The organism is Actinocatenispora sera (assembly GCF_018324685.1).
Classification (GTDB): domain Bacteria; phylum Actinomycetota; class Actinomycetes; order Mycobacteriales; family Micromonosporaceae; genus Actinocatenispora; species Actinocatenispora sera.
Map to the genome: position 1 here is coordinate 4,918,341 of NZ_AP023354.1, position 18,013 is coordinate 4,936,353.

An 18,013-nucleotide genomic window follows, 5' to 3' on the forward strand; every position below is an offset into this window, starting at 1 on the left:
CCGCGGAGGTGGCACGTGACCTGGTACGGCTCGGCAACCCCAGAACCGCCCCGGCCGACGGCCGACGAGGCTGCCGACACCCGCGGCTACGGAGAGCCGGAGGCGGCCCGGCCGCGGCGGGAGCCGTCGTTCTCGGCGACCCGGCTGTGGACCGGCGGCGTGGTGACCGCGGTGATCGCCGCGCTGCTCGCAGTGGTCGGATTCCTGATCGTCGGCAACGTGCTCGGCCAGAGCGTGCTCGGCGTCAAGCCCGGCGGCGACCCGTTCGCCCCGTCGATGCTCGCCTACGCGTTCTCCGGCGCGGTCGCCGCGCTGCTCGCCACAGCGGTGATGCACCTGCTGCTGGTCGGCACGCCGCGACCGCTGTTCTACTTCGGCTGGATCGGCGCACTGTGCACCGCGATCCTGGTGCTGATCCCGCTCGGCGTGCACACCCGCGAGGGCGGCTACCTCACGGTGCTGCCGACCGTGATCATCAACCTGATCGGCGGCATCGCCATCACCGCCATCGTGCGCGGCACCGCCGCGGCCAGCCTGACCCACCGCCGCGGCCTACCCCCGGTCCGCTGACCTCCACTGGGATCCGTTGCACCCCAACGTCATCGCTGGCCGAACAGCTCGCGCACCCCACGCACCCTGGTGGTCAGCAGTTCGGTGGCCAGCGTGGTGTCCAGACGGGTGTCCGCCGACAGCACCACGCCGCGATCCTGCGCCCGGGCGGCCGGGAGACGGGCCGGATCCAGCCCGTCGCGCTCGGCGATCAGACACCCGAGCTCGTGATAGCTGACCCGGTCCGAGCCGGCCAGGTTCACCACCCCGGCATGACCCGTACCGGCCAGCTCCAGCAGCGCGGCGGCCAGATCCGCGGCGTGGGAAGGCATCCGGTACCGATCGGTGAACAACGCACCGTCTTCTCCCGCGTGCAGCGCGTGGACGAGCCGCTCGTGTTTGCTGTCGCCGTCGCCGAGGATCAGCGACACCCGCGCGATCACCGCGCCCGGCGCGACCGTACGGACCGCCGTCTCGGCGGCGGCTTTCGCGGCGCCGTACCGGGTGACCGGGTCGGGCAGAGCCGTCTCGTCGTAGGGCGGGTTCGCGCCGGACAGAACGGCGTCGCTGGACACGTGCACCAGCCGTGCTCCCACGGCGGCCGCGGCGGCCGCGACAGCACCGGCCCCCTCGGCGATGACCGCCCAGTCGTCGCGGTCGCGGCCGGCGGCCGCGTGCACCACCACGTCCGGGGCGAGTTCGGTGAGCAGTCCCTCGACCATCGCCCGGTCCCGCAGGTCCAACCGGCGCCAGCCGACACCGGGCAGCTCCGGCTGAGCGGTGTGGAAGGTCCCGACCACCGTCCATCCCTCGGCGACCGATCGGGCCGCCACCCGCCGGCCCAGGTGTCCGCTCGCTCCGGTAACCAGGATTGTCCGCGTCATGGCGGCATGCTATCGGCGACCGACAGCGTGAACTCGCGGCCGCCGGTCAGCCGGCGAGGCCGTGGCGGTAGGCGTAGGCGACGGCCTGGGCTCGGTCGCGCACGCCGGTCTTGGCGAAGAGGTGGTTGACGTGCGTCTTGACCGTCGCCTCGCTGACCACCAAGGTCTGCGCGATCTCGGTGTTGGACAGGCCGGCGGCGATCAGCGACAGCACCTCGACCTCGCGCTCGGTCAGGCCGTCCGGTACCGGTCCCGCCGGACCGGGCGGTACGGGCCGGTGCGCCGGCAGCAGCTCCAGCAGCCGGCGCTGCACGTCCGGGTCGAGGTCGGCCTGGCCGGCGGCGACCCGCCGTACCGCCCGGGCCACCTCGTCGGCGCCGGCGTCCTTGGTCAGGTAGCCGCGGGCACCGGCGTGCAGCGCGGCCAGGACCGACTCGTCGTCGGCGAACGTGGTGAGCACGACGACCTGGGAGCGCGGATGGTCCCGGCGTACCAGCCGAGTCGCCTCCACCCCGTCGCAGCGCGGCATCCGCAGGTCCATCAGCACCACATCCGGGTCGTACCGGGCGACCGCGGCCACCGCCTGCTCGCCGTCGGCGGCGCTGGCGACCACCTCGACCCCGTCGGTGAGTGACAGCATCAGCTCGATGCCCTCGCGTACCACCCGCTGGTCGTCTGCCACCACGACCCGGATCGGCCGCCCGTCCACCGCACCCCCTCGATCAGGACCCCTCGATCAGGCCGGAATGCGCAGCCGGACCCGGAACCCGCCGTCCGCGAGCGGCCCCGCCCACAGCGCACCGCCCAGCAGTTCGGCGCGCTCCCGCATTCCGGCAAGACCGTACCCGCCGCCGGTGCCGGCAAGAGACACTACGGCCGGCTCGGCCCCGCCGGCGTCGACGGGTCCGGGCCCGCCGGCGTCGACGATCTCGACGGTGGTGGCGTCCGGGCCGTAGCGCAGCCGTACCGTCGTGGCGGCGCCGCGGGCGTGCTTGCGCACGTTGGTCAGCGCCTCCTGCACGGTGCGCACGATGGCCAGGGACGCCTCCGGCCCCAGGTCACGCGAGTCGCCCTCGCTGGTGTACCCGGCGCCCGCGTCGGCGGCGAGCGCCGGCAGCGTCTCGTCCAGCGGCCGGGACCGGCCGCGCAGCGAGTCCAGCGCGCGGCGGGTCTCGTCCAGGCCGTCCCGGGCCAGCCGCTGCGCCTGCTCGACCCGGGCCAGCACCGCATCGGGGTCGGCACCGTGGCGCAGCAGCATCCGGGTCCCCTCCAACTGCACCACCTGCGCCGACAGCGTGTGCGCCAGGATGTCGTGGATCTCCCGCGCCAGCCGCTGGCGTTCGGCGAGCACGCCGGCCCGTTCGGTCGCCTCGCGGGCGGCCCGTTCGGAGGCGAGCAGCCGCTCGGCGTCGAGCGCGCGCTGCCGGGCGCTGCGGATCGAGTAGGCCAGCACCGCGACACCCATGCAGGTGCTGAGCTGTCCGACGACCGCGGCGGGGCCGAGGGCGAACCAGCCGACGGCGACCATCGCGACCATCAACGCGACCGCGGTGATCAGCGCGAGCCGGCCGGGCAGCCGGACCACCGACCAGAACAGCGCGAAGACCACCGGCGCCCAGCCGACCCAGCTGGGCCCGATCGCGGTGAGGGCCAGCCCGGTCGCGGCGAACAGCTCGACGCCGAGGACCGACAGCCACCAGCGCCGGCGGCGGAACACGGTCGCGGTCACGATCACCACGGCACCGGCCACCGCGACCAGCACGCTGGTCACCGGGCGGTGCTCGGCCGGCACACCGAGCAGCGAGACCAGGATCCAGGAGGCCAGCGCGGCGACGCGGAACGCGATCCGGGCCGGGCTCGTCGGGCGACCCGGCAACAGCACCCCGTCGTCGTACCGGCCGCTGTCGGTCACTGCGGCACCCCGGTCAGGCCCGCTGCGGCACCGCGCCGAGCAGCCCGCCGCGACGGGCGATGACGAGGTTCTGCGCGCCGATCGTGATGGCGGCGAACAGCATCGCCTCGGCGGTGCCCTCCGGTGCGCCGAGCGAGGCGGCGCCGAACGCCAGGCCGACGCGTACCGCGATCGAAACCAGCCACAGGGCAATCGTCCACTTGTTGCTGCGCGTGATCACGGTGTTCTCGGGGCCGGGCCGCACCCCCATGGTGGCGGCGCGGGCGAGACCGAGCAGGACGGCGAGCACCAGACCGGCCGCGAACAGGCCGAGCGACAGCCCGGTGGACAGGTCGTGGCGCAGCGTCCTGGCGTTCACCACGGCGACGATCACGAAGATCAGCGGCATGATCGCCAGCCGCCGCGTCGTCCAGGTTCGCTGCCCCACCTGGCGGTAGATGATCCAGATCAGCAGGGCGAGCCCGAGCAGGCCGTAGAGCAGGTAGGACGTGGTCTCGGAGGACATGCGCCGCCAACTTCCGTGCAGAGTCGATCGCCAACGAACTCGACGCTACGGAAGGGCCCGCCCCGGCGGCATCGGCGCCGGGATGGGTTCGGCGCCTCCACCCGGGGGTGGAGGCGCCGCGACCGTCACTCCGCTTCTGCCGCCTTCGGCTTGGGTTTCGCGTCCACCCCGGCCTCGCGCCGCTGCTGCGGGGTGATCGGGGTCGGGGCGCCGGTCAGCGGGTCGAACCCGCCGCCGGACTTCGGGAACGCGATCACCTCGCGGATGCTGTCCAGCCCGCCGAGCAGCATGCACACCCGGTCCCAGCCGAACGCGATGCCGCCGTGCGGCGGCGGCCCGTACTGGAAGGCGTCGAGCAGGAAGCCGAACTTGTCGGCCGCGTCGTCCGGGGTGATGCCGAGCAGGTCGAACACCCGCTTCTGCACGTCGGCCTGGTGGATACGGATCGAGCCGCCGCCGATCTCGTTGCCGTTGCAGACGATGTCGTACGCGTACGCGGTGGCGCGCTCCGGGTCCTGCTCGAAGCGGTCCAGCCACTCCCCGGTCGGCGAAGTGAACGGGTGGTGCACCGCGGTCCAGGCGCCGGACCCGACCGCCACGTCGTCGCTGGACTCCACCGGCAGGAACATCGGCGCGTCGGTCACCCAGCAGAACGCCCAGGCGTTCTCGTCGACCAGGCCGCAGCGGCGGGCGATCTCGTTGCGGGCCGCGCCCAGCAGCTCCTGCGCGCCGATCCGGTCGCCGGCGGCGAAGAACACCGCATCGCCCGGCTTGGCGCCGACCACGTCCGGCAGCGCGGCCAGGTGCTCGGCGGACAGGTTCTTCGCCACCGGGCCCTTCGGCGCGCCGGTCTCGGCGTCGAACAGCACGTACGCGAGGCCCTTGGCGCCGCGTGCCTTCGCCCAGTCCTGCCAGCCGTCCAGCTCCTTGCGGGTCTGGCTCGCGCCGCCCGGCATCACCACGGCGCCGACGTACCCGCCCGCCGCGATGGCGCCGGCGAACACCCGGAACTCGGTGCCGCGCAACACCTCGGTCAGCTCGGTCAGCTCCACCTCGTAGCGCAGGTCGGGCTTGTCCGAGCCGTACCGGTCCATCGCCTCGTGCCAGGTGATCCGCGGGATCGGGCGCGGGATCTCGTAGGAGGCCAGCTGCGACCACAGCGCGGCGGTGATCGCCTCGCCGACCTCGATCACGTCGTCCTGCGTCACGAACGACATCTCGATGTCGAGCTGGGTGAACTCCGGCTGCCGGTCGGCGCGGAAGTCCTCGTCCCGGTAGCACCGGGCGATCTGGTAGTAGCGCTCCATCCCGGCCACCATCAGCAGCTGCTTGAACAGCTGCGGCGACTGGGGCAGCGCGTACCACGAGCCGGGCTGCAACCGCACCGGGACCAGGAAGTCGCGGGCGCCCTCCGGGGTGGAGCGGGTCAGCGTCGGCGTCTCGATCTCGACGAAGTCGCGCTCGGCCAGCACCGTACGGGCGATCCGGTTCGCGTCGCTGCGCAGCCGTAGCGCGCGTGCCGGGCCGGACCGGCGCAGATCCAGGTAGCGGTATTTCAGCCGGGCCTCCTCGCCGACCGACAGGTGCTCGTCGATCGGGAACGGCAGCGGCGCGGCGGCGCTGAGCACCTCCAGGCCGGTGACGGTCAGCTCGATCTCGCCGGTGGGCAGCTCCGGGTTCTCGTTGCCGGCCGGGCGGGCCTCGACGGTGCCCTCGATGCGCACGCAGTACTCACTGCGCAGCACGTGCGCGGCGGCCTCGGCGGCGTCCGCCTCGGCGTTGCCGCCGCGGAACACCACCTGGACGACGCCGGAGGCGTCCCGCAGGTCGACGAAGATCACCCCGCCGTGGTCGCGCCGGCGGGCCACCCAGCCGGCGAGCGTGACGTGGGTACCGACGTGCTCGGCGCGCAGCGTGCCTGCCCCGTGGGTGCGGATCACGAGCGTTTCTCCTTCGACAGATCGCGGTGTTCCGGGCTGGATGCTTCCGACGGCCCGGGACGATTCTTCCAGCCACCGACCGGCGGACGACCGGCGGCCGGGTACGGACTATTCGGTACTCAGCCGGGCGTGCAGGTCGTCGGCCGGCGGCTGCCAGCTCTCCAGCGTGACCGGCGCCTGGTCCCCGGACCGGATGTCACGGATCTCCACGCCGCCCTCGGCGTCGGGGAACGCCACGTACGGGATGCCGCGGCGCTGCGCGAACCGGATCTGCTTGCCGTACTTCTGCGCCGCGGGCGCCACCTCGGTGGCGATGCCGCGCCGGCGCAGTGTGGCGGCGATCCGGTCGCACGCCGGCCGCGACGCGTCGTCCGGCAGCGCCACCAGTACGCAGGTGGGCACGGTGCGGGTGGCGGTCAGCTCACCGCGGCCCAGCAGCCGGCCGAGGATCCGGGACACCCCGATCGACAGCCCCACGCCCGGGTAGCTCTCGGTACCGGCGCTGGCGAGGTTGTCGTACCGGCCGCCGGAGCAGATCGAGCCGAGCGCCTCGGCGCCGTCCAGGAACGTCTCGTACACGGTGCCGGTGTAGTAGTCCAGCCCGCGGGCGATGCGCAGGTCGGCGACGACCAGGCCGGGCGCGTGCTCGGCCGCGGCCTCCACCACCCGGGTCAGCTCCTCGACGCCCTCGTCCAGCAGCGGGTCGGACACCCCCAGCGCGGCCACCCGGTCGGCGAAGGAGCCGTCCGCGGTGCGGATCTCGGCCAGCGCCAGGCACGCCTTGACCTGCGCGTCGGAGGCGCCGAGCTCCTCGGCCAGCGCCGCGCCGACACCGGCCGGGCCGATCTTGTCGATCTTGTCGACGATCCGGACCGCGGCCATCGGGTCCGAGAGACCCAGCCCGGTGTAGAAGCCCTGGGACAGCTTCCGGTTGTTGACGTGCATGGTCGCCTTCGGCAACGGCAGCGCGCCCAGCGCGTCCGCGATCACCAGCGGCAGCTCGACCTCGTAGTGCGGCGACAGCGTGTCCCGGTCCACCACGTCGATGTCGGCCTGCCAGAACTCCCGGTACCGGCCCTCCTGCGGCCGCTCGCCGCGCCAGCACGGCTGGATCTGGTACCGCCGGAACGGGAACTGCAGCTTCCCGGCGTTCTCCAGCACGTACCGAGCGAACGGTACGGTCAGGTCGAAGTGCAGGCCAAGACCGGAGGCGTCGGCTGGGTCGTCACTGTCGGCCTGCAGCCGGCGCAGCACGTACACCTCCTTGGAGGTCTCGCCCTTGCGCAGCAGCTGGTCCAGCGGTTCGACCGCGCGGGTCGACAGCGGCGCGAACCCGTGCAGCTCGAAGGTACGGCTCAGCGTGTCGATCACCTGCCGCTGCACGAGCTGCCCGGCCGGCAGCCACTCGGGGAATCCGCTGAGCGGGGTGGGTTTGCCCTGGCTCATGGTGTGTTCAACGCTCCTCGGCGTACGACGCGACTCGACCCGGCGGACCGCCGGTGACGCGCGAAACGGATTGTCGACGACGGGTCAGGCGGTCGTGAGCACGCCCGGATCCAGCAGGTACGGATTGGTGCGGCGCTCGCGGCCGATCGTGGTGTGCGGCCCGTGCCCGGGCAGGACGGCGACGGTGTCGGCCAGCGGCAGCACCCGGCGCCGCAGGCTGTCGGCCATCGCCGCGGCGGACCCGCCGGGCATGTCCACGCGTCCTACCGAGCCGGCGAACAGCACGTCCCCGGCCAGGCAGACCTCGCTGGCCTCGACCAGCTCGGCCGCACCGGGCGGCAGCTGCGCACCGACGCGCCGCACGCCACCGGGCAGACGGAACATCACCGACCCCTCGGTATGGCCGGGCGCATGGTCGACGGTCAACGTCAGCCCGGCGAGCGAGAGCGTCGCGCCGTCGGAGAGCTCGGCCACGTCGGCCGGCTCGGTCTCGACGGTGCCGTCGGGCAGCTGGTGCAGCGCCGCGACCAGCTCCGGCGACAGCCCGATCGTCGGGTCGGCCAGCATCGCCCGGTCGGCCGAGTGCACGTAGGCGGGGACGTCGTTCGCCTTGCAGACCGGCACCACCGAGAAGGTGTGGTCGATGTGCCCGTGGGTCAACAGCACCGCAACCGGGCGCAACCGGAACTCGGCGACCACCTCGGCCAGCTCGTCCGCCACCCGGTAGCCCGGGTCGACGATCACGCACTGCTCGCCGATCGCCGGCGCGAGCAGGTAGCAGTTCGTGCCGAACGCGGCGCTGGGGAACCCGGCGACGAACATGGCGTCCTTCCTGTACCCGCGGCGCGGGGCGCCGGCGATCCCGGCGCGACCGGCCGGTGCGCGCGGACGCGCGGTAGGCGATGCGATACCCGGCCAGCCTACCCAGCGGCGACGCCGGGCCGGGCACGGGTGGAACGACGAGGCGCGGGAGGGAGCGCGCCGAGCGCGGGTGGCCGGCCGTCCGGGCACCTTCGGGAGATCCGTTACCCATTTGTTCCGCCCGGTCCGCGCGCGCTCCGATCACAGTTGGTTAACCTTTGACGCTGGGTCTCGCCGCGCGTGCGGTGACATCCGCGGTACACCCGGCACAACCTCCACGTTCGGCCCTCCCGCCGGCGGCAGACGCGCCGTTTCGTACCATTCGAGTCCCGTAATGTCCTTGCAGTCCGACCGGGGAGGGGAGCTGACGTTGGCTTCCAGTAGGAACCGCCAGCGCGCGTTGGCCCGCGCCAAGCTCGAGCGCCAGATGGCCCGTCGCGCCGCGGCGGCGCGCAAGCGCCGACAGGTCCTGGCCATCGTGGGCATCGTGGCCGCCGTGCTCGTCGTCGGCGGCGGTACCACTGCGCTGGTCGTGTCCTTGAACGGCAAGGACAGTGGCAAGGCGAAGGCGAGCAGCACCGCCAGCGCCAAGGCCACGGAGGCGGCCGGAAGCTGCTACACGAAGGCCACGGCGCAGAGCGGGCAGAAGCTCAAGGACGTCGGCATGCCGAGCAACAGCGACGTGCCCAAGTCCGGTACCCAGACGATGACGATCAAGACCAACCAGGGTGAGGTCGACGTCAAGCTGGACACCGCCAAGGCGCCCTGCAACGTCAACAGTTTCGCCTACCTGGCGAGCAAGAAGTTCTTCGACAACACCACCTGCCACCGGCTGACCACCAAGGCCTCCGGGCTGGAGGTGCTGCAGTGCGGTGACCCGTCCGGCACCGGTTCCGGCGGCCCGACGTACACGGTGAAGGACGAGAACCTGCCGACCGGCAAGAAGCCCACCTACCCGGCGGGCACCGTGGCGGTGGCGAACACCGGCCAGCCCGGCAGCGGCTCCAGCCAGTTCTTCATCGTGTACGGCAACAGTGACCTGCCCGCGTCGTACTCGGTGATCGGGACCGTCAGCAAGGGCCTGGACAAGGTTCAGGCGATCGCGAAGAAGGGCGTCACCGGCGCCAACGCGAGCAAGGGCGACGGCGCGCCGAAGGAGAAGGTGAAGATCTCCTCGATTCGCGTCTCCGCTCCGTCGACCTCGTCGCCGACCCCGTCCACCTCGGCCAGCAACAAGAGCTGACCTGTTCGACCGGAAGGGCCGGTGCCGCTGCCGCGGTACCGGCCCTTTCCTCTGTCCAGGACCGCCCCGGTCCAGGACCGCCCCGAGTCCAGGACCGCCGGTCCCGCAGAGTCCAGGACCGCCGGTCCCGCAGAGTCCAGGACCGCCGTTCCTCAGAGCTCGGTGTGCAGGTGGTGCAGGATCGCGGCGAGCTCGCCCTCGTCCGGCCCGTCGGCGTCCGGCGCCCGATGGTTGCCGGTCCGGGTGGGGGCCCGTCGCGGCAACGCCGGCCGGGCCGCCGGATCGGTGGGACCGGGAGTGGTCTGCTCACGGTCCTCACTCATGCTCGCCTCCGAACTCCACCGATGGTCACGGATCGTCCATCGTAGGTGGTCGATGCAGCCTGGAGCGAGCGCACACGCTGTGACGAGCCCTAGAGATCAGGACCCGGACGTGACCCGGTAGGCGTCGTACACCCCGTCGACCTTGCGCACCGTCTTCAGCAGGTGACCGAGGTGTTTCGGGTCGGCCATCTCGAAGGTGAACCGGCTGACCGCGACCCGGTCCCGGGTGGTGGTCACCGTCGCGGACAGGATGTTGACCTTCTCCTCGCTGAGCACCTTGGTCACGTCGGCGAGCAGCCGGTGCCGGTCCAGCGCCTCGACCTGGATCGCCACCAGGAACGTCGAGGCGGCGCTCGGCTTCCAGGCCACCTCGACCAGCCGGTGCGGCTGGCGGCGCAGCTCGGCCGCGTTGGTGCAGTCGGTGCGGTGCACGCTGATGCCGCCGGAGTGGGTGACGAACCCGAGGATGTCGTCGCCGGGCACCGGGGTGCAGCAGCGGGCCAGCTTCACCCACACGTCGCTGATGCCGGACACCGTCACGCCCGGGTCGTACGACCGGCCGTGGTTGCGCGGTGGGCGGGTCGGCACCGCGGTCTCGGCGATGTCCTCGACCGCGCCCTCTTCCCCGCCGTACGCGGCGACCAGCCGCTGCACGACGGCCTGCGCCGAGACCTGGTTCTCCCCCACCGCCGCGTACAGGCTGGACACGTCGGTGTGGTGCAGGTCGCGGGCTATCGCGGTGAGCGCGTCGGCGGTGAGCATCCGCTGCAGCGGCAGCCCCTGCTTGCGCATGGCCCGGACGATCTCGTCCTTGCCGGTCTCGATCGCCTCTTCCCGGCGCTCCTTGTTGAAGTACTGCCGGATCTTGGTGCGGGCCCGCGGGCTGGCCACGAAACCGAGCCAGTCGTGCGACGGGCCGGCCGTCTCGGACTTGGAGGTGAAGATCTCCACCACGTCGCCGTTGGACAGCTGCGACTCCAGCGGCACCAGCTTGCCGTTGACCCGGGCACCGATGCACTTGTGCCCGACCTCGGTGTGCACCGCGTAGGCGAAGTCGACCGGCGTCGAGCCCTTCGGCAACGCGATCACGTCGCCCTTCGGCGTGAAGACGTACACCTCCTGGCTGGACAGGTCGTAGCGCAACGAGTCGAGGAACTCGCTCGGGTCGCTCGCCTCCCGCTGCCAGTCGAGCAGCTGCCGCAGCCACGCCATCTCGTCGATGTGCGCCGGTGGGCCGACGATCGTGGCGTCCTTGTTCTCCTTGTACTTCCAGTGCGCGGCGATGCCGTACTCCGCGGTGCGGTGCATCGCGAAGGTGCGGATCTGCAGCTCCACGGGCTTGCCGGTCGGGCCGATCACGGTGGTGTGCAGCGACTGGTACATGTTGAACTTCGGCATCGCGATGTAGTCCTTGAACCGGCCCGGGACGGGCTGCCAGTTCGCGTGGACCACGCCGAGCGCCGCGTAGCAGTCGCGCACCGTGTCGACCAGCACCCGCACCCCGACCAGGTCGTAGATGTCGGTGAAGTCGCGGCCGCGCACGATCATCTTCTGGTACACGGAGTAGAGGTGCTTGGGGCGCCCGACCACCTGCGCCTTGAGCTTCGCGCCGCGCAGGTCGGTCTTGACCTTCTCGGTGACCTCGTTCAGCAGCCCGTCGCGCTGCGGGGTGTGGTCGGCGACCAGCCGGGCGATCTCCTCGTACCGCTTCGGGTAGAGGGTCGCGAAGGCCAGGTCCTCCAGCTCCCACTTGATCGTGTTCATGCCCAGCCGATGTGCCAGCGGCGCCAGGATCTCCAGCGTCTCGCGGGCCTTCTGCTCCTGCTTGGGCCGGGGCAGGAAGGTCAGCGTGCGCATGTTGTGCAGCCGGTCGGCGAGCTTGATCACCAGCACCCGCGGATCCTTGGCCATCGCGATGACCATCTTGCGGATCGTCTCCGCCTTGGCCGCGTCGCCCAGCTTGACCTTGTCGAGCTTGGTGACGCCGTCGACCAGCAGCGCCACCTCGCCGCCGAAGTCGCGCTGCATGTCGGCGAGCGTGTAGCTGGTGTCCTCGATCGTGTCGTGCAGCAGCGCCGCCACCAGCGTGGTGGTGTCCATGCCCAGCTCGGACAGGATCTGCGCGACCGCCAGCGGGTGGGTGATGTACGGATCGCCGGACTTGCGGAACTGGCCGCTGTGGTACCGCGCGGCCACGTCGTAGGCGTGCTGCAGCTCCCGCACGTCCGCCTTGGGGTGGCTGGCCCGGTGCGTCGCGACCAGCGGCTCGAGCACCTCGGAGACCTGCGGTGTCTGCCAGGGCGCGTTGAACCGGGCCAGCCGGGCGCGCACCCGCCGGCCGGTCGGCGCGCTGGACAACGCGGACGGGGAGGCGGGCGGCTCGTCGGCCGGCGCGCCGCTCGGGGACGCCGGCGGCGCGGCGGCGGGGCCCGCCGCCTCGGCGCTGCGGTCCGGCCGCACGCTGCGCTCAGACACCGGGCTCTCCTGAGCTCTGCTCGGTCAACACACACCCCTGGGAAGGCGACGCGGTGCGGCCCACGGTCTGCTCCGCGGATCCGGGTGCCCATCGTATCCCGCGGGCCGGTCGACACCACGAGGTCGGCGACAAGCGGGCCGGGACGGCACTCGGGCGGGCGTCACCGGCAAGCCGGGCATGCCCGGCGGGCCTGCTCAGACGGTCAGCAGCGCATGCACCTGGCGAGGCGCGAGCCGCTGCCGGCCGTGCAGGAAACCCAGCTCCAGCAGCACGCTGAAACCGGCGACCCGGCCCCCGGCGCGCTCCACCAGCTGCAGCGTCGCCTCCGCCGTTCCGCCGGTGGCGAGCACGTCGTCGACCACGAGGACCCGCTCACCGCGATGGAACGCGTCCTCGTGCACCTCCAGCGTGGCCGTGCCGTACTCCAGCGTGTACGACGCGGAGACGGTGCGGCGGGGCAGCTTGCCGGCCTTGCGCACCGGCACCACCCCAGTGCCGGTCGCGTACGCGACGGCGGCGGCGATGACGAACCCGCGCGCCTCGATCCCGGCGACCACGTCGAACGAGTCCGACCCGTGATGCTCGACGACGGCGTCGATCACGTGCCGGAACCCGTCCGGGTCGGCGAACAGCGGGGTGAGGTCCTTGAACGTCACCCCGGGTTCGGGAAAGTCCGGTACGTCCAGTACGTGGGAGGCGACCCCGGCCGCCACCGCCGCGCCGCTGTCTCCGTGCGGCGCGGCACCATCGGCCCGGGCACCGGCCGGGTCGGTTGCAGCGTCCGGCTCGTCGCCGGGCTCGATGCCTGGGTCAACCCGGGTCACCTGGCGTACCTACCCTCGTGCCGTCGTGGTCAGGACTTGCGCTTGGTACCCGGGCGGTTGCCACCACCGCGACCGCTGCGCCGACGCGCGGCGGGGCGGTTGGTCGGGCGGGCGCCCGGACGCGGCGCCGAACCCGCCAGCACCCGATCGGTACCGGGCGTGTCCTCCGCCGTGTCGTCGCTGCTCGCCGACTCCTCGGCGGTCGACTCCCCGTCCGCCTTCGCCTTGTCGGCCACCTTGTCGGCGCGGCGACGGCGACCACCGGTGTCGCCGGCCGCGCGCCGGGCCAGCACCCGAGCCGCGTGCGCCCGGTACTTGGGGTCGCGCATCTTCAGGTCGACCAGGATCGGCGCGGCCAGGAAGATCGACGAGTAGGTACCGGAGAGCATGCCGACGAACAGCACCAGACCCAGGTCCTTGAGCGTGCCGGCGCCGAGCAGCCCGGCACCGATGAACAGCAGACCCGCGACCGGCAGCAACGAGATCACCGTGGTGTTGATCGACCGCATCAGTGTCTGGTTGATCGCCAGGTTGGTGGCCTCGCCGTAGGTCATCCGGCTGCTCGCGGTGATGCCGCGGGTGTTCTCGTGCACCTTGTCGAACACCACGACCAGGTCGTACAGCGAGAAACCGAGGATGGTGAGCAACCCGATGACGGTGTTCGGGGTGACCTCCCAGCCCACGATCGAGTAGACCGCGGCCGCCACGAACAGGTCGTGGACGATCGACGCGAACGCCGCGACGGCCATTCGCCACTCGAACCGGAAGATCAGGTAGACGACCACCAGGGCGAGGAACACCAGGAGCGCGATGCCGGCCTTCTGGGTGATCTGCGCACCCCAGGCCCCGGACACCGAGTTCTCGCTGATCTGGTTGGCCGGGATCTTCAGGTCGCTGCTGATCGTGTCCTTGACCTTGACCGCCGCGCTCTCGCTCAACGGCTCGGTCTTGATCAGGTACGTCGGGTGGGTGCCGCCGACCGACTGACCGGTGATGACCACCGCGCCGCCGTCGGTGACCGCCTTCTTCGCGTCCTCGAGGCTGACCGAGGACGTCTTCGGGATCTGGAACTGCTCGCCACCGCGGAAGTCGATGCCCAGGTGGAAGCCGCGGATGAAGAAGCTGGCCAGGCCCAGCACCAGGATCACCAGGGTGATCAGGTAGAAGACCTTGCGCCGGCCGATGATGTTCAGGCCGGCCTGCCCCATGTAGAGCCGATGTGCGAGGCCGTGCCGCTTCTCGCTCATCTCAGGCCTCCTTCGTCTCGGTGCGGCCGGAGCGCCGACGGGTCGGCTTCTCCTCGGCCTGGTGCCCTTCGAGCACCCGGCCCAGACCGGACACCCGCGGCGACAGGAACGCCTTGCTGCGGGCGAACAGGGTCATGATCGGGTGCCGGAACAGGAACACCACGATCAGGTCCAGGATGGTGGCGAGCCCCAGCGCGAACGCGAAGCCCTTCACCGACCCGGCGGACAGGAAGTACAGCACCGCGGCACACAGCACGGTGATCGCGTTGGCCGAGATGATCGTCCGGCGCGCGCGGGCCCAGGCTCGGGGCACCGCACTGCGCGGACTTCGGCCGTCCCGGATCTCGTCCTTGAGCCGTTCGAAGTAGATGACGAACGAGTCGGCAGCCACACCCAACGACACCACGAATCCCGCGAAGCCGGCAAGGGTCAGGGTCAACCCGGGGTTTCGCCCGAGCAGGATCAGCGCGGCGAACACCAGCAACCCGGACAGCACCAGGCTCAGGAAGATCACGATGCCCAGCAGCCGGTAGTAGAACAGCGAGTACAAGATGACGATCAGCAGGCCGATCGCGGCGGCGATCAGCCCAGCCTCGAGCTGGCTGGTCCCCAGCGAGGCCGAGACCTGGTTCGCCTCACCCTGGTGGAACGTCAGCGGCAGCGCGCCGAACTTGAGCTGGTTGGCGAGCAGCGTCGCCTGCGACTGGCTGAACCCGCCGGTGATCTCCGCGTCGCCGGCGATGACCGAGGTGATCTGCGGCGACGAGACGACCTTGGTGTCGAGCACGATAGCCACCCGGCAGTGCCCCTCGGCGCCGAGCGCGGCCTGCTCACACTTGTTCTTTCCGGAGTTGTCGAAGGCCTCCTTGGTCAGGTTCGTCCACTTCGACTGACCGTGACCCTTGAACGACAGCGTGACCTTCCAGCCGCCGGCCTGGTTGTCGTAGGTGTAGTCGGCGCTCTTGACGTCGGTACCGAGCACCTTCGCCTGGTCCAGCAGCAGCTTCTGCCCGGAGTCGCAGGAGACGACCTGCTCCTTCTCCTTGTCGATCGAGCCGGCCGGCCGGTTGTCCAGCTGCTTGCAGCTGATCTGCGGGATATTGAACTGCATCGTGGTCGGCAGCACCGCGACTTCGGCCGGGCTGAGCTTGCGGAACGCCTTCAGCGCCTCCTCGGCCTGCGCACCGCCCTGCGCCACCTGGTCCGGGCTGGTCACCTGCTGCGCGAGCTGGTAGGTCGCACCAAGCTTCTTCTGCACCTTGGCCAGCAGCTTCTTCTTGGCCGTGCCGTTCACCGCGACGTCGTCGTTGTCGCCGCTCGGGCTGGGCGCGGCGGACGGGGTGCTGCTCGCCGACGGGCTCTTGCTGGCCTTCGCGCTCTTGCTGGCGGACGGCTTCGACGACGGAGTCTTGCTGGCCGACGGCTTCGCGCTGCCCGACGCCTTCGGCTTCGTGCTGGCGCTCGCGCTCGGCTTCGGGGTGGCCGGGGCCTTCGGACCCTGGTCCTGCGTCGCGTTGAGGACCTTGCGGAACCGGAGCTGGGCCGGCTGGCCGACCTGCTTGATCGCGTCGCTGTTCTGGCCCGCCACCGACACAACGATGTTCTGGTCGCCCTCGGTGACCACCTCCGGCTCGGCGATGCCGAGACCGTTGACCCGCTGCTCGATGATGTTGCGGGCCTCTTCGAGGCTGGTCTTCGGCGGTGCCTTGCCGTCGTCGGTCTGCGCGATCAGCGTCAGCGTCGTGCCACCGACCAGATCCAACCCGAGCCGAGGCTTCAGCTTCTGATGGACGTCGCCGATGGAGCCCGGCCCGGTGAAGAACACCAGCGCGTACAGAACGACAAAGATGCCGCCAAGCACGGCCAGATAGCGGGACGGATGCATCCGACCCTTCGGAGGTGGTGCCACGACGTGATGTCTCCTAGCTAGGTCCCCAGATGGTCACCCGGCCCCCGTCCACCCCGAGCGGGGACCGGCCGGGCATGCGCCGAAAGTTGCCCGACGCGACGTTCAGAGCTGATTGTGCAGTATCGCCGACGACGCCGGCGCACCGACCGGGCTCACCGTGCACCACCCGACCGCCGACGTCGGCGGGTGGACGCGGCGGCGGGCCGTGATCGGCGGTTCAGTTGGCGGTCGGGTCGCGCGGCAACGCCTGGTTGCTGGCGGCGACCTCCTCCTTCTTCTTGGTCTTCGTGGCCGGCGAGTCGTCTTCGTCCGACTCCTCGACGACGTCGGCCAGCTCGGGCTCCACCGCGGCGTCCGACTCCTCGACGTATTCCTCGTCGATCTCGTCGTCCTCATCGACCTCGTCGGCGACCTGGTCGGCCGGGGTGACGACGCGGGCGATCGCACCCTTCGCGTACCGGTTGGTGACGCCGGGGGCGACCTCGATGGTGATCGACTCGTCGTCGGTGTCGACGATCGTGCCGTAGAGCCCGCCGAGCGTCATGATCTCGGCGCCGATTCCGGCGTTGGACTGCATCTGCTGCTGTTCGCGCTTGCGCTTCTGCTGCGGGCGAATGAGCAGGAAATACATCGCGACGATCATCAAGACAAACAGCAGGATCATGGTCCAGCTGCTGCCACCGCCGCTGCTAGATGCCGCCAAGGGCTGTGCGAAATGCACTGGTGACCTTCCCAATAATTCTTTGGTGTAGACCGGCCGGAGTCTAGCCGGTCAGACTTCGGGAACCCTGAACGGCGTAGGTCACGGTCCGATCACGCCTCACGTATCGAACAGATCTGGTTGTTCGTCCGGTGCGCCCGGATCCGGCGCGGCACCGAACGTGCCTGGCGGCGGTGTGCGGCCCAGATGTGTCCAGGCTGCCGGTGTCGCCACCCGACCACGGGGTGTCCGCGCCAGCAGGCCCGCACGGACCAGGTAAGGCTCACACACCTCCTCGACAGTATCCGGTTGCTCGCCGACCGCCACCGCCAAGGTGGTCAGCCCCACCGGACCGCCGCCGAACGAGGCGACGAGCGCGGCCAGCACCGCCCGGTCCAGCCGGTCGAGGCCCCGTTCGTCCACGTCGTAGACGCGAAGGGCGGCATGCGCCACCTCGCGGGTGATCACCCCGTCCGCCCGTACCTCGGCGAAGTCACGGACCCGGCGCAGCAGCCGGTTGGCGATGCGGGGGGTGCCCCGGGAACGGCCGGCGATCTCCACCGCGCCCTCCGGGGTCAGCGCCACACCGAGGATGCGGGCCGAGCGCACGAGCAGCGCGTCGAGCTGCTGCGGGGTGTAGAAGTCCAGGTGCGCGACGAACCCGAACCGGTCCCGCATCGGGCTGGTCAGCAGACCGGACCGGGTGGTCGCACCGACCAGCGTGAACGGCTCCACATCCAGCGGGATCGCGGTCGCGCCGGGCCCCTTTCCGACGACCACGTCGACCCGGAAGTCCTCCATCGCGCTGTACAGCAGTTCCTCGGCCGGGCGGGCGATCCGGTGGATCTCGTCGATGAACAGCACGTCACCCGGGCCGAGGCTGGTCAGCAGCGCGGCGAGATCACCGGAGCGTTCGATCGCCGGCCCGCTGGTCACCCGCAGCGCCGCGCCCAACTCCGCGGCCACGATGTTCGCCAGGGTGGTCTTGCCGAGGCCGGGCGGCCCCGCGAGCAGGATGTGGTCCGGGGGGTCGCCGCGGCGGGCGGCGCCGGCCAGCAGCAGCTGGAGCTGCTCGCGGACCCGGTCCTGGGCGATGAACTCGGCCAGCCGCCGGGGACGGACGTTGACCTCGGCGTCGCGCTCCTCGTCCGCCGCGTACGCCGAGACCGGGCTCGGCTCGCCGTCGCCGCTCAT

General features: G+C 71.3%; 15 protein-coding genes and 1 pseudogene. 2 read left to right on the plus strand and 14 right to left on the minus strand.

Annotated features, from left to right (window positions below; genetic code table 11):
* Nucleotides 1-15 precede the first annotated feature (15 nt).
* Nucleotides 16-570: a hypothetical protein gene (locus Asera_RS23415; protein ID WP_051802503.1), complete on the plus strand. Its 555-nt coding sequence runs from the start codon at nt 16-18 to the stop codon at nt 568-570.
* Nucleotides 571-599: 29 nt separating this feature from the next.
* On the opposite strand, the gene Asera_RS23420 is transcribed toward Asera_RS23415, so the two are convergent.
* The 7 genes from Asera_RS23420 to Asera_RS23450 form a co-directional block, all read right to left on the minus strand.
* Complete coding sequence (locus Asera_RS23420; protein WP_030447351.1) at nt 600-1,433, minus strand: sugar nucleotide-binding protein; 834 nt, start codon at nt 1,431-1,433, stop codon at nt 600-602.
* 46 nt (nt 1,434-1,479) lie between these two features.
* Nucleotides 1,480-2,142 (minus strand): response regulator, encoded by a 663-nt coding sequence (locus Asera_RS23425; RefSeq protein ID WP_030447352.1) that lies wholly within the window; start codon nt 2,140-2,142, stop codon nt 1,480-1,482.
* A 27-nt stretch (nt 2,143-2,169) separates the two neighbouring features.
* Nucleotides 2,170-3,345: a sensor histidine kinase gene (locus Asera_RS23430; RefSeq protein ID WP_051802504.1), complete on the minus strand. Its 1,176-nt coding sequence runs from the start codon at nt 3,343-3,345 to the stop codon at nt 2,170-2,172.
* 13 nt (nt 3,346-3,358) lie between these two features.
* The gene (locus Asera_RS23435) at nt 3,359-3,850 is read right to left on the minus strand and encodes a hypothetical protein (protein WP_030447354.1); all 492 of its coding nucleotides are present in this window, start codon (nt 3,848-3,850) and stop codon (nt 3,359-3,361) included.
* Between the two features lie 125 nt (nt 3,851-3,975).
* Complete coding sequence (gene aspS, locus Asera_RS23440; protein ID WP_030447355.1) at nt 3,976-5,790, minus strand: aspartate--tRNA ligase; 1,815 nt, start codon at nt 5,788-5,790, stop codon at nt 3,976-3,978.
* A 108-nt stretch (nt 5,791-5,898) separates the two neighbouring features.
* Nucleotides 5,899-7,236, minus strand: a complete 1,338-nt coding sequence (hisS, locus tag Asera_RS23445) for a histidine--tRNA ligase (protein ID WP_030447356.1) — start codon at nt 7,234-7,236, stop codon at nt 5,899-5,901.
* Nucleotides 7,237-7,320: 84 nt separating this feature from the next.
* Nucleotides 7,321-8,058, minus strand: coding sequence for an MBL fold metallo-hydrolase (locus Asera_RS23450; protein ID WP_030447357.1), 738 nt, complete (start codon nt 8,056-8,058; stop codon nt 7,321-7,323).
* Nucleotides 8,059-8,467: 409 nt separating this feature from the next.
* On the opposite strand from Asera_RS23450, the gene Asera_RS23455 reads away from it, so the two are divergent.
* Nucleotides 8,468-9,340: a peptidylprolyl isomerase gene (locus tag Asera_RS23455; RefSeq protein ID WP_425305952.1), complete on the plus strand. Its 873-nt coding sequence runs from the start codon at nt 8,468-8,470 to the stop codon at nt 9,338-9,340.
* A 152-nt stretch (nt 9,341-9,492) separates the two neighbouring features.
* Here the strand turns inward: Asera_RS23455 and Asera_RS23460 are convergent, their stop codons facing one another.
* The 7 genes and pseudogenes from Asera_RS23460 to ruvB all read right to left on the minus strand — a co-directional run bounded on the left by Asera_RS23460 (nt 9,493) and on the right by ruvB (nt 18,013).
* Complete coding sequence (locus Asera_RS23460) at nt 9,493-9,663, minus strand: hypothetical protein (protein WP_157034938.1); 171 nt, start codon at nt 9,661-9,663, stop codon at nt 9,493-9,495.
* A 96-nt stretch (nt 9,664-9,759) separates the two neighbouring features.
* On the minus strand, nt 9,760-12,123 hold the full coding sequence (locus Asera_RS23465; RefSeq protein WP_425305989.1) for a RelA/SpoT family protein: 2,364 nt from the start codon (nt 12,121-12,123) through the stop codon (nt 9,760-9,762).
* Nucleotides 12,124-12,333: 210 nt separating this feature from the next.
* A complete protein-coding gene (locus Asera_RS23470) occupies nt 12,334-12,852 on the minus strand; it encodes an adenine phosphoribosyltransferase (protein WP_030447360.1) in 519 nt (172 codons plus the stop codon).
* Between the two features lie 140 nt (nt 12,853-12,992).
* Nucleotides 12,993-14,210 carry a protein translocase subunit SecF gene (gene secF, locus Asera_RS23475; RefSeq protein ID WP_030447361.1) on the minus strand — a complete coding sequence of 406 codons (1,218 nt, stop codon included), beginning with the start codon at nt 14,208-14,210 and terminating at the stop codon, nt 12,993-12,995.
* A gap of 1 nt (nt 14,211) precedes the next feature.
* Nucleotides 14,212-16,095, minus strand: coding sequence for a protein translocase subunit SecD (gene secD, locus Asera_RS23480; RefSeq protein ID WP_030447362.1), 1,884 nt, complete (start codon nt 16,093-16,095; stop codon nt 14,212-14,214).
* 403 nt (nt 16,096-16,498) lie between these two features.
* Nucleotides 16,499-16,783: pseudogene (gene yajC / locus Asera_RS34050) on the minus strand (preprotein translocase subunit YajC); the annotation flags it as partial.
* Nucleotides 16,784-16,939: 156 nt separating this feature from the next.
* Nucleotides 16,940-18,013: a Holliday junction branch migration DNA helicase RuvB gene (gene ruvB / locus Asera_RS23490; RefSeq protein ID WP_030447364.1), complete on the minus strand. Its 1,074-nt coding sequence runs from the start codon at nt 18,011-18,013 to the stop codon at nt 16,940-16,942.

Excerpts from the sequence above, each read along its gene's own strand:
- Asera_RS23420 (WP_030447351.1), bottom strand. The coding sequence starts at position 1,433 with ATGACGCGGACAATCCTGGTTACCGGAGCGAGCGGACACCTGGGCCGG.
- Asera_RS23435 (WP_030447354.1), bottom strand. The coding sequence starts at position 3,850 with ATGTCCTCCGAGACCACGTCCTACCTGCTCTACGGCCTGCTCGGGCTC.
- hisS (WP_030447356.1), bottom strand. The coding sequence starts at position 7,236 with ATGAGCCAGGGCAAACCCACCCCGCTCAGCGGATTCCCCGAGTGGCTG.
- Asera_RS23450 (WP_030447357.1), bottom strand. The coding sequence starts at position 8,058 with ATGTTCGTCGCCGGGTTCCCCAGCGCCGCGTTCGGCACGAACTGCTAC.
- Asera_RS23460 (WP_157034938.1), bottom strand. The coding sequence starts at position 9,663 with ATGAGTGAGGACCGTGAGCAGACCACTCCCGGTCCCACCGATCCGGCG.
- secF (WP_030447361.1), bottom strand. The coding sequence starts at position 14,210 with ATGAGCGAGAAGCGGCACGGCCTCGCACATCGGCTCTACATGGGGCAG.
- secD (WP_030447362.1), bottom strand. The coding sequence starts at position 16,095 with ATGCATCCGTCCCGCTATCTGGCCGTGCTTGGCGGCATCTTTGTCGTT.
- ruvB (WP_030447364.1), bottom strand. The coding sequence starts at position 18,013 with ATGAGCGGCGACGGCGAGCCGAGCCCGGTCTCGGCGTACGCGGCGGAC.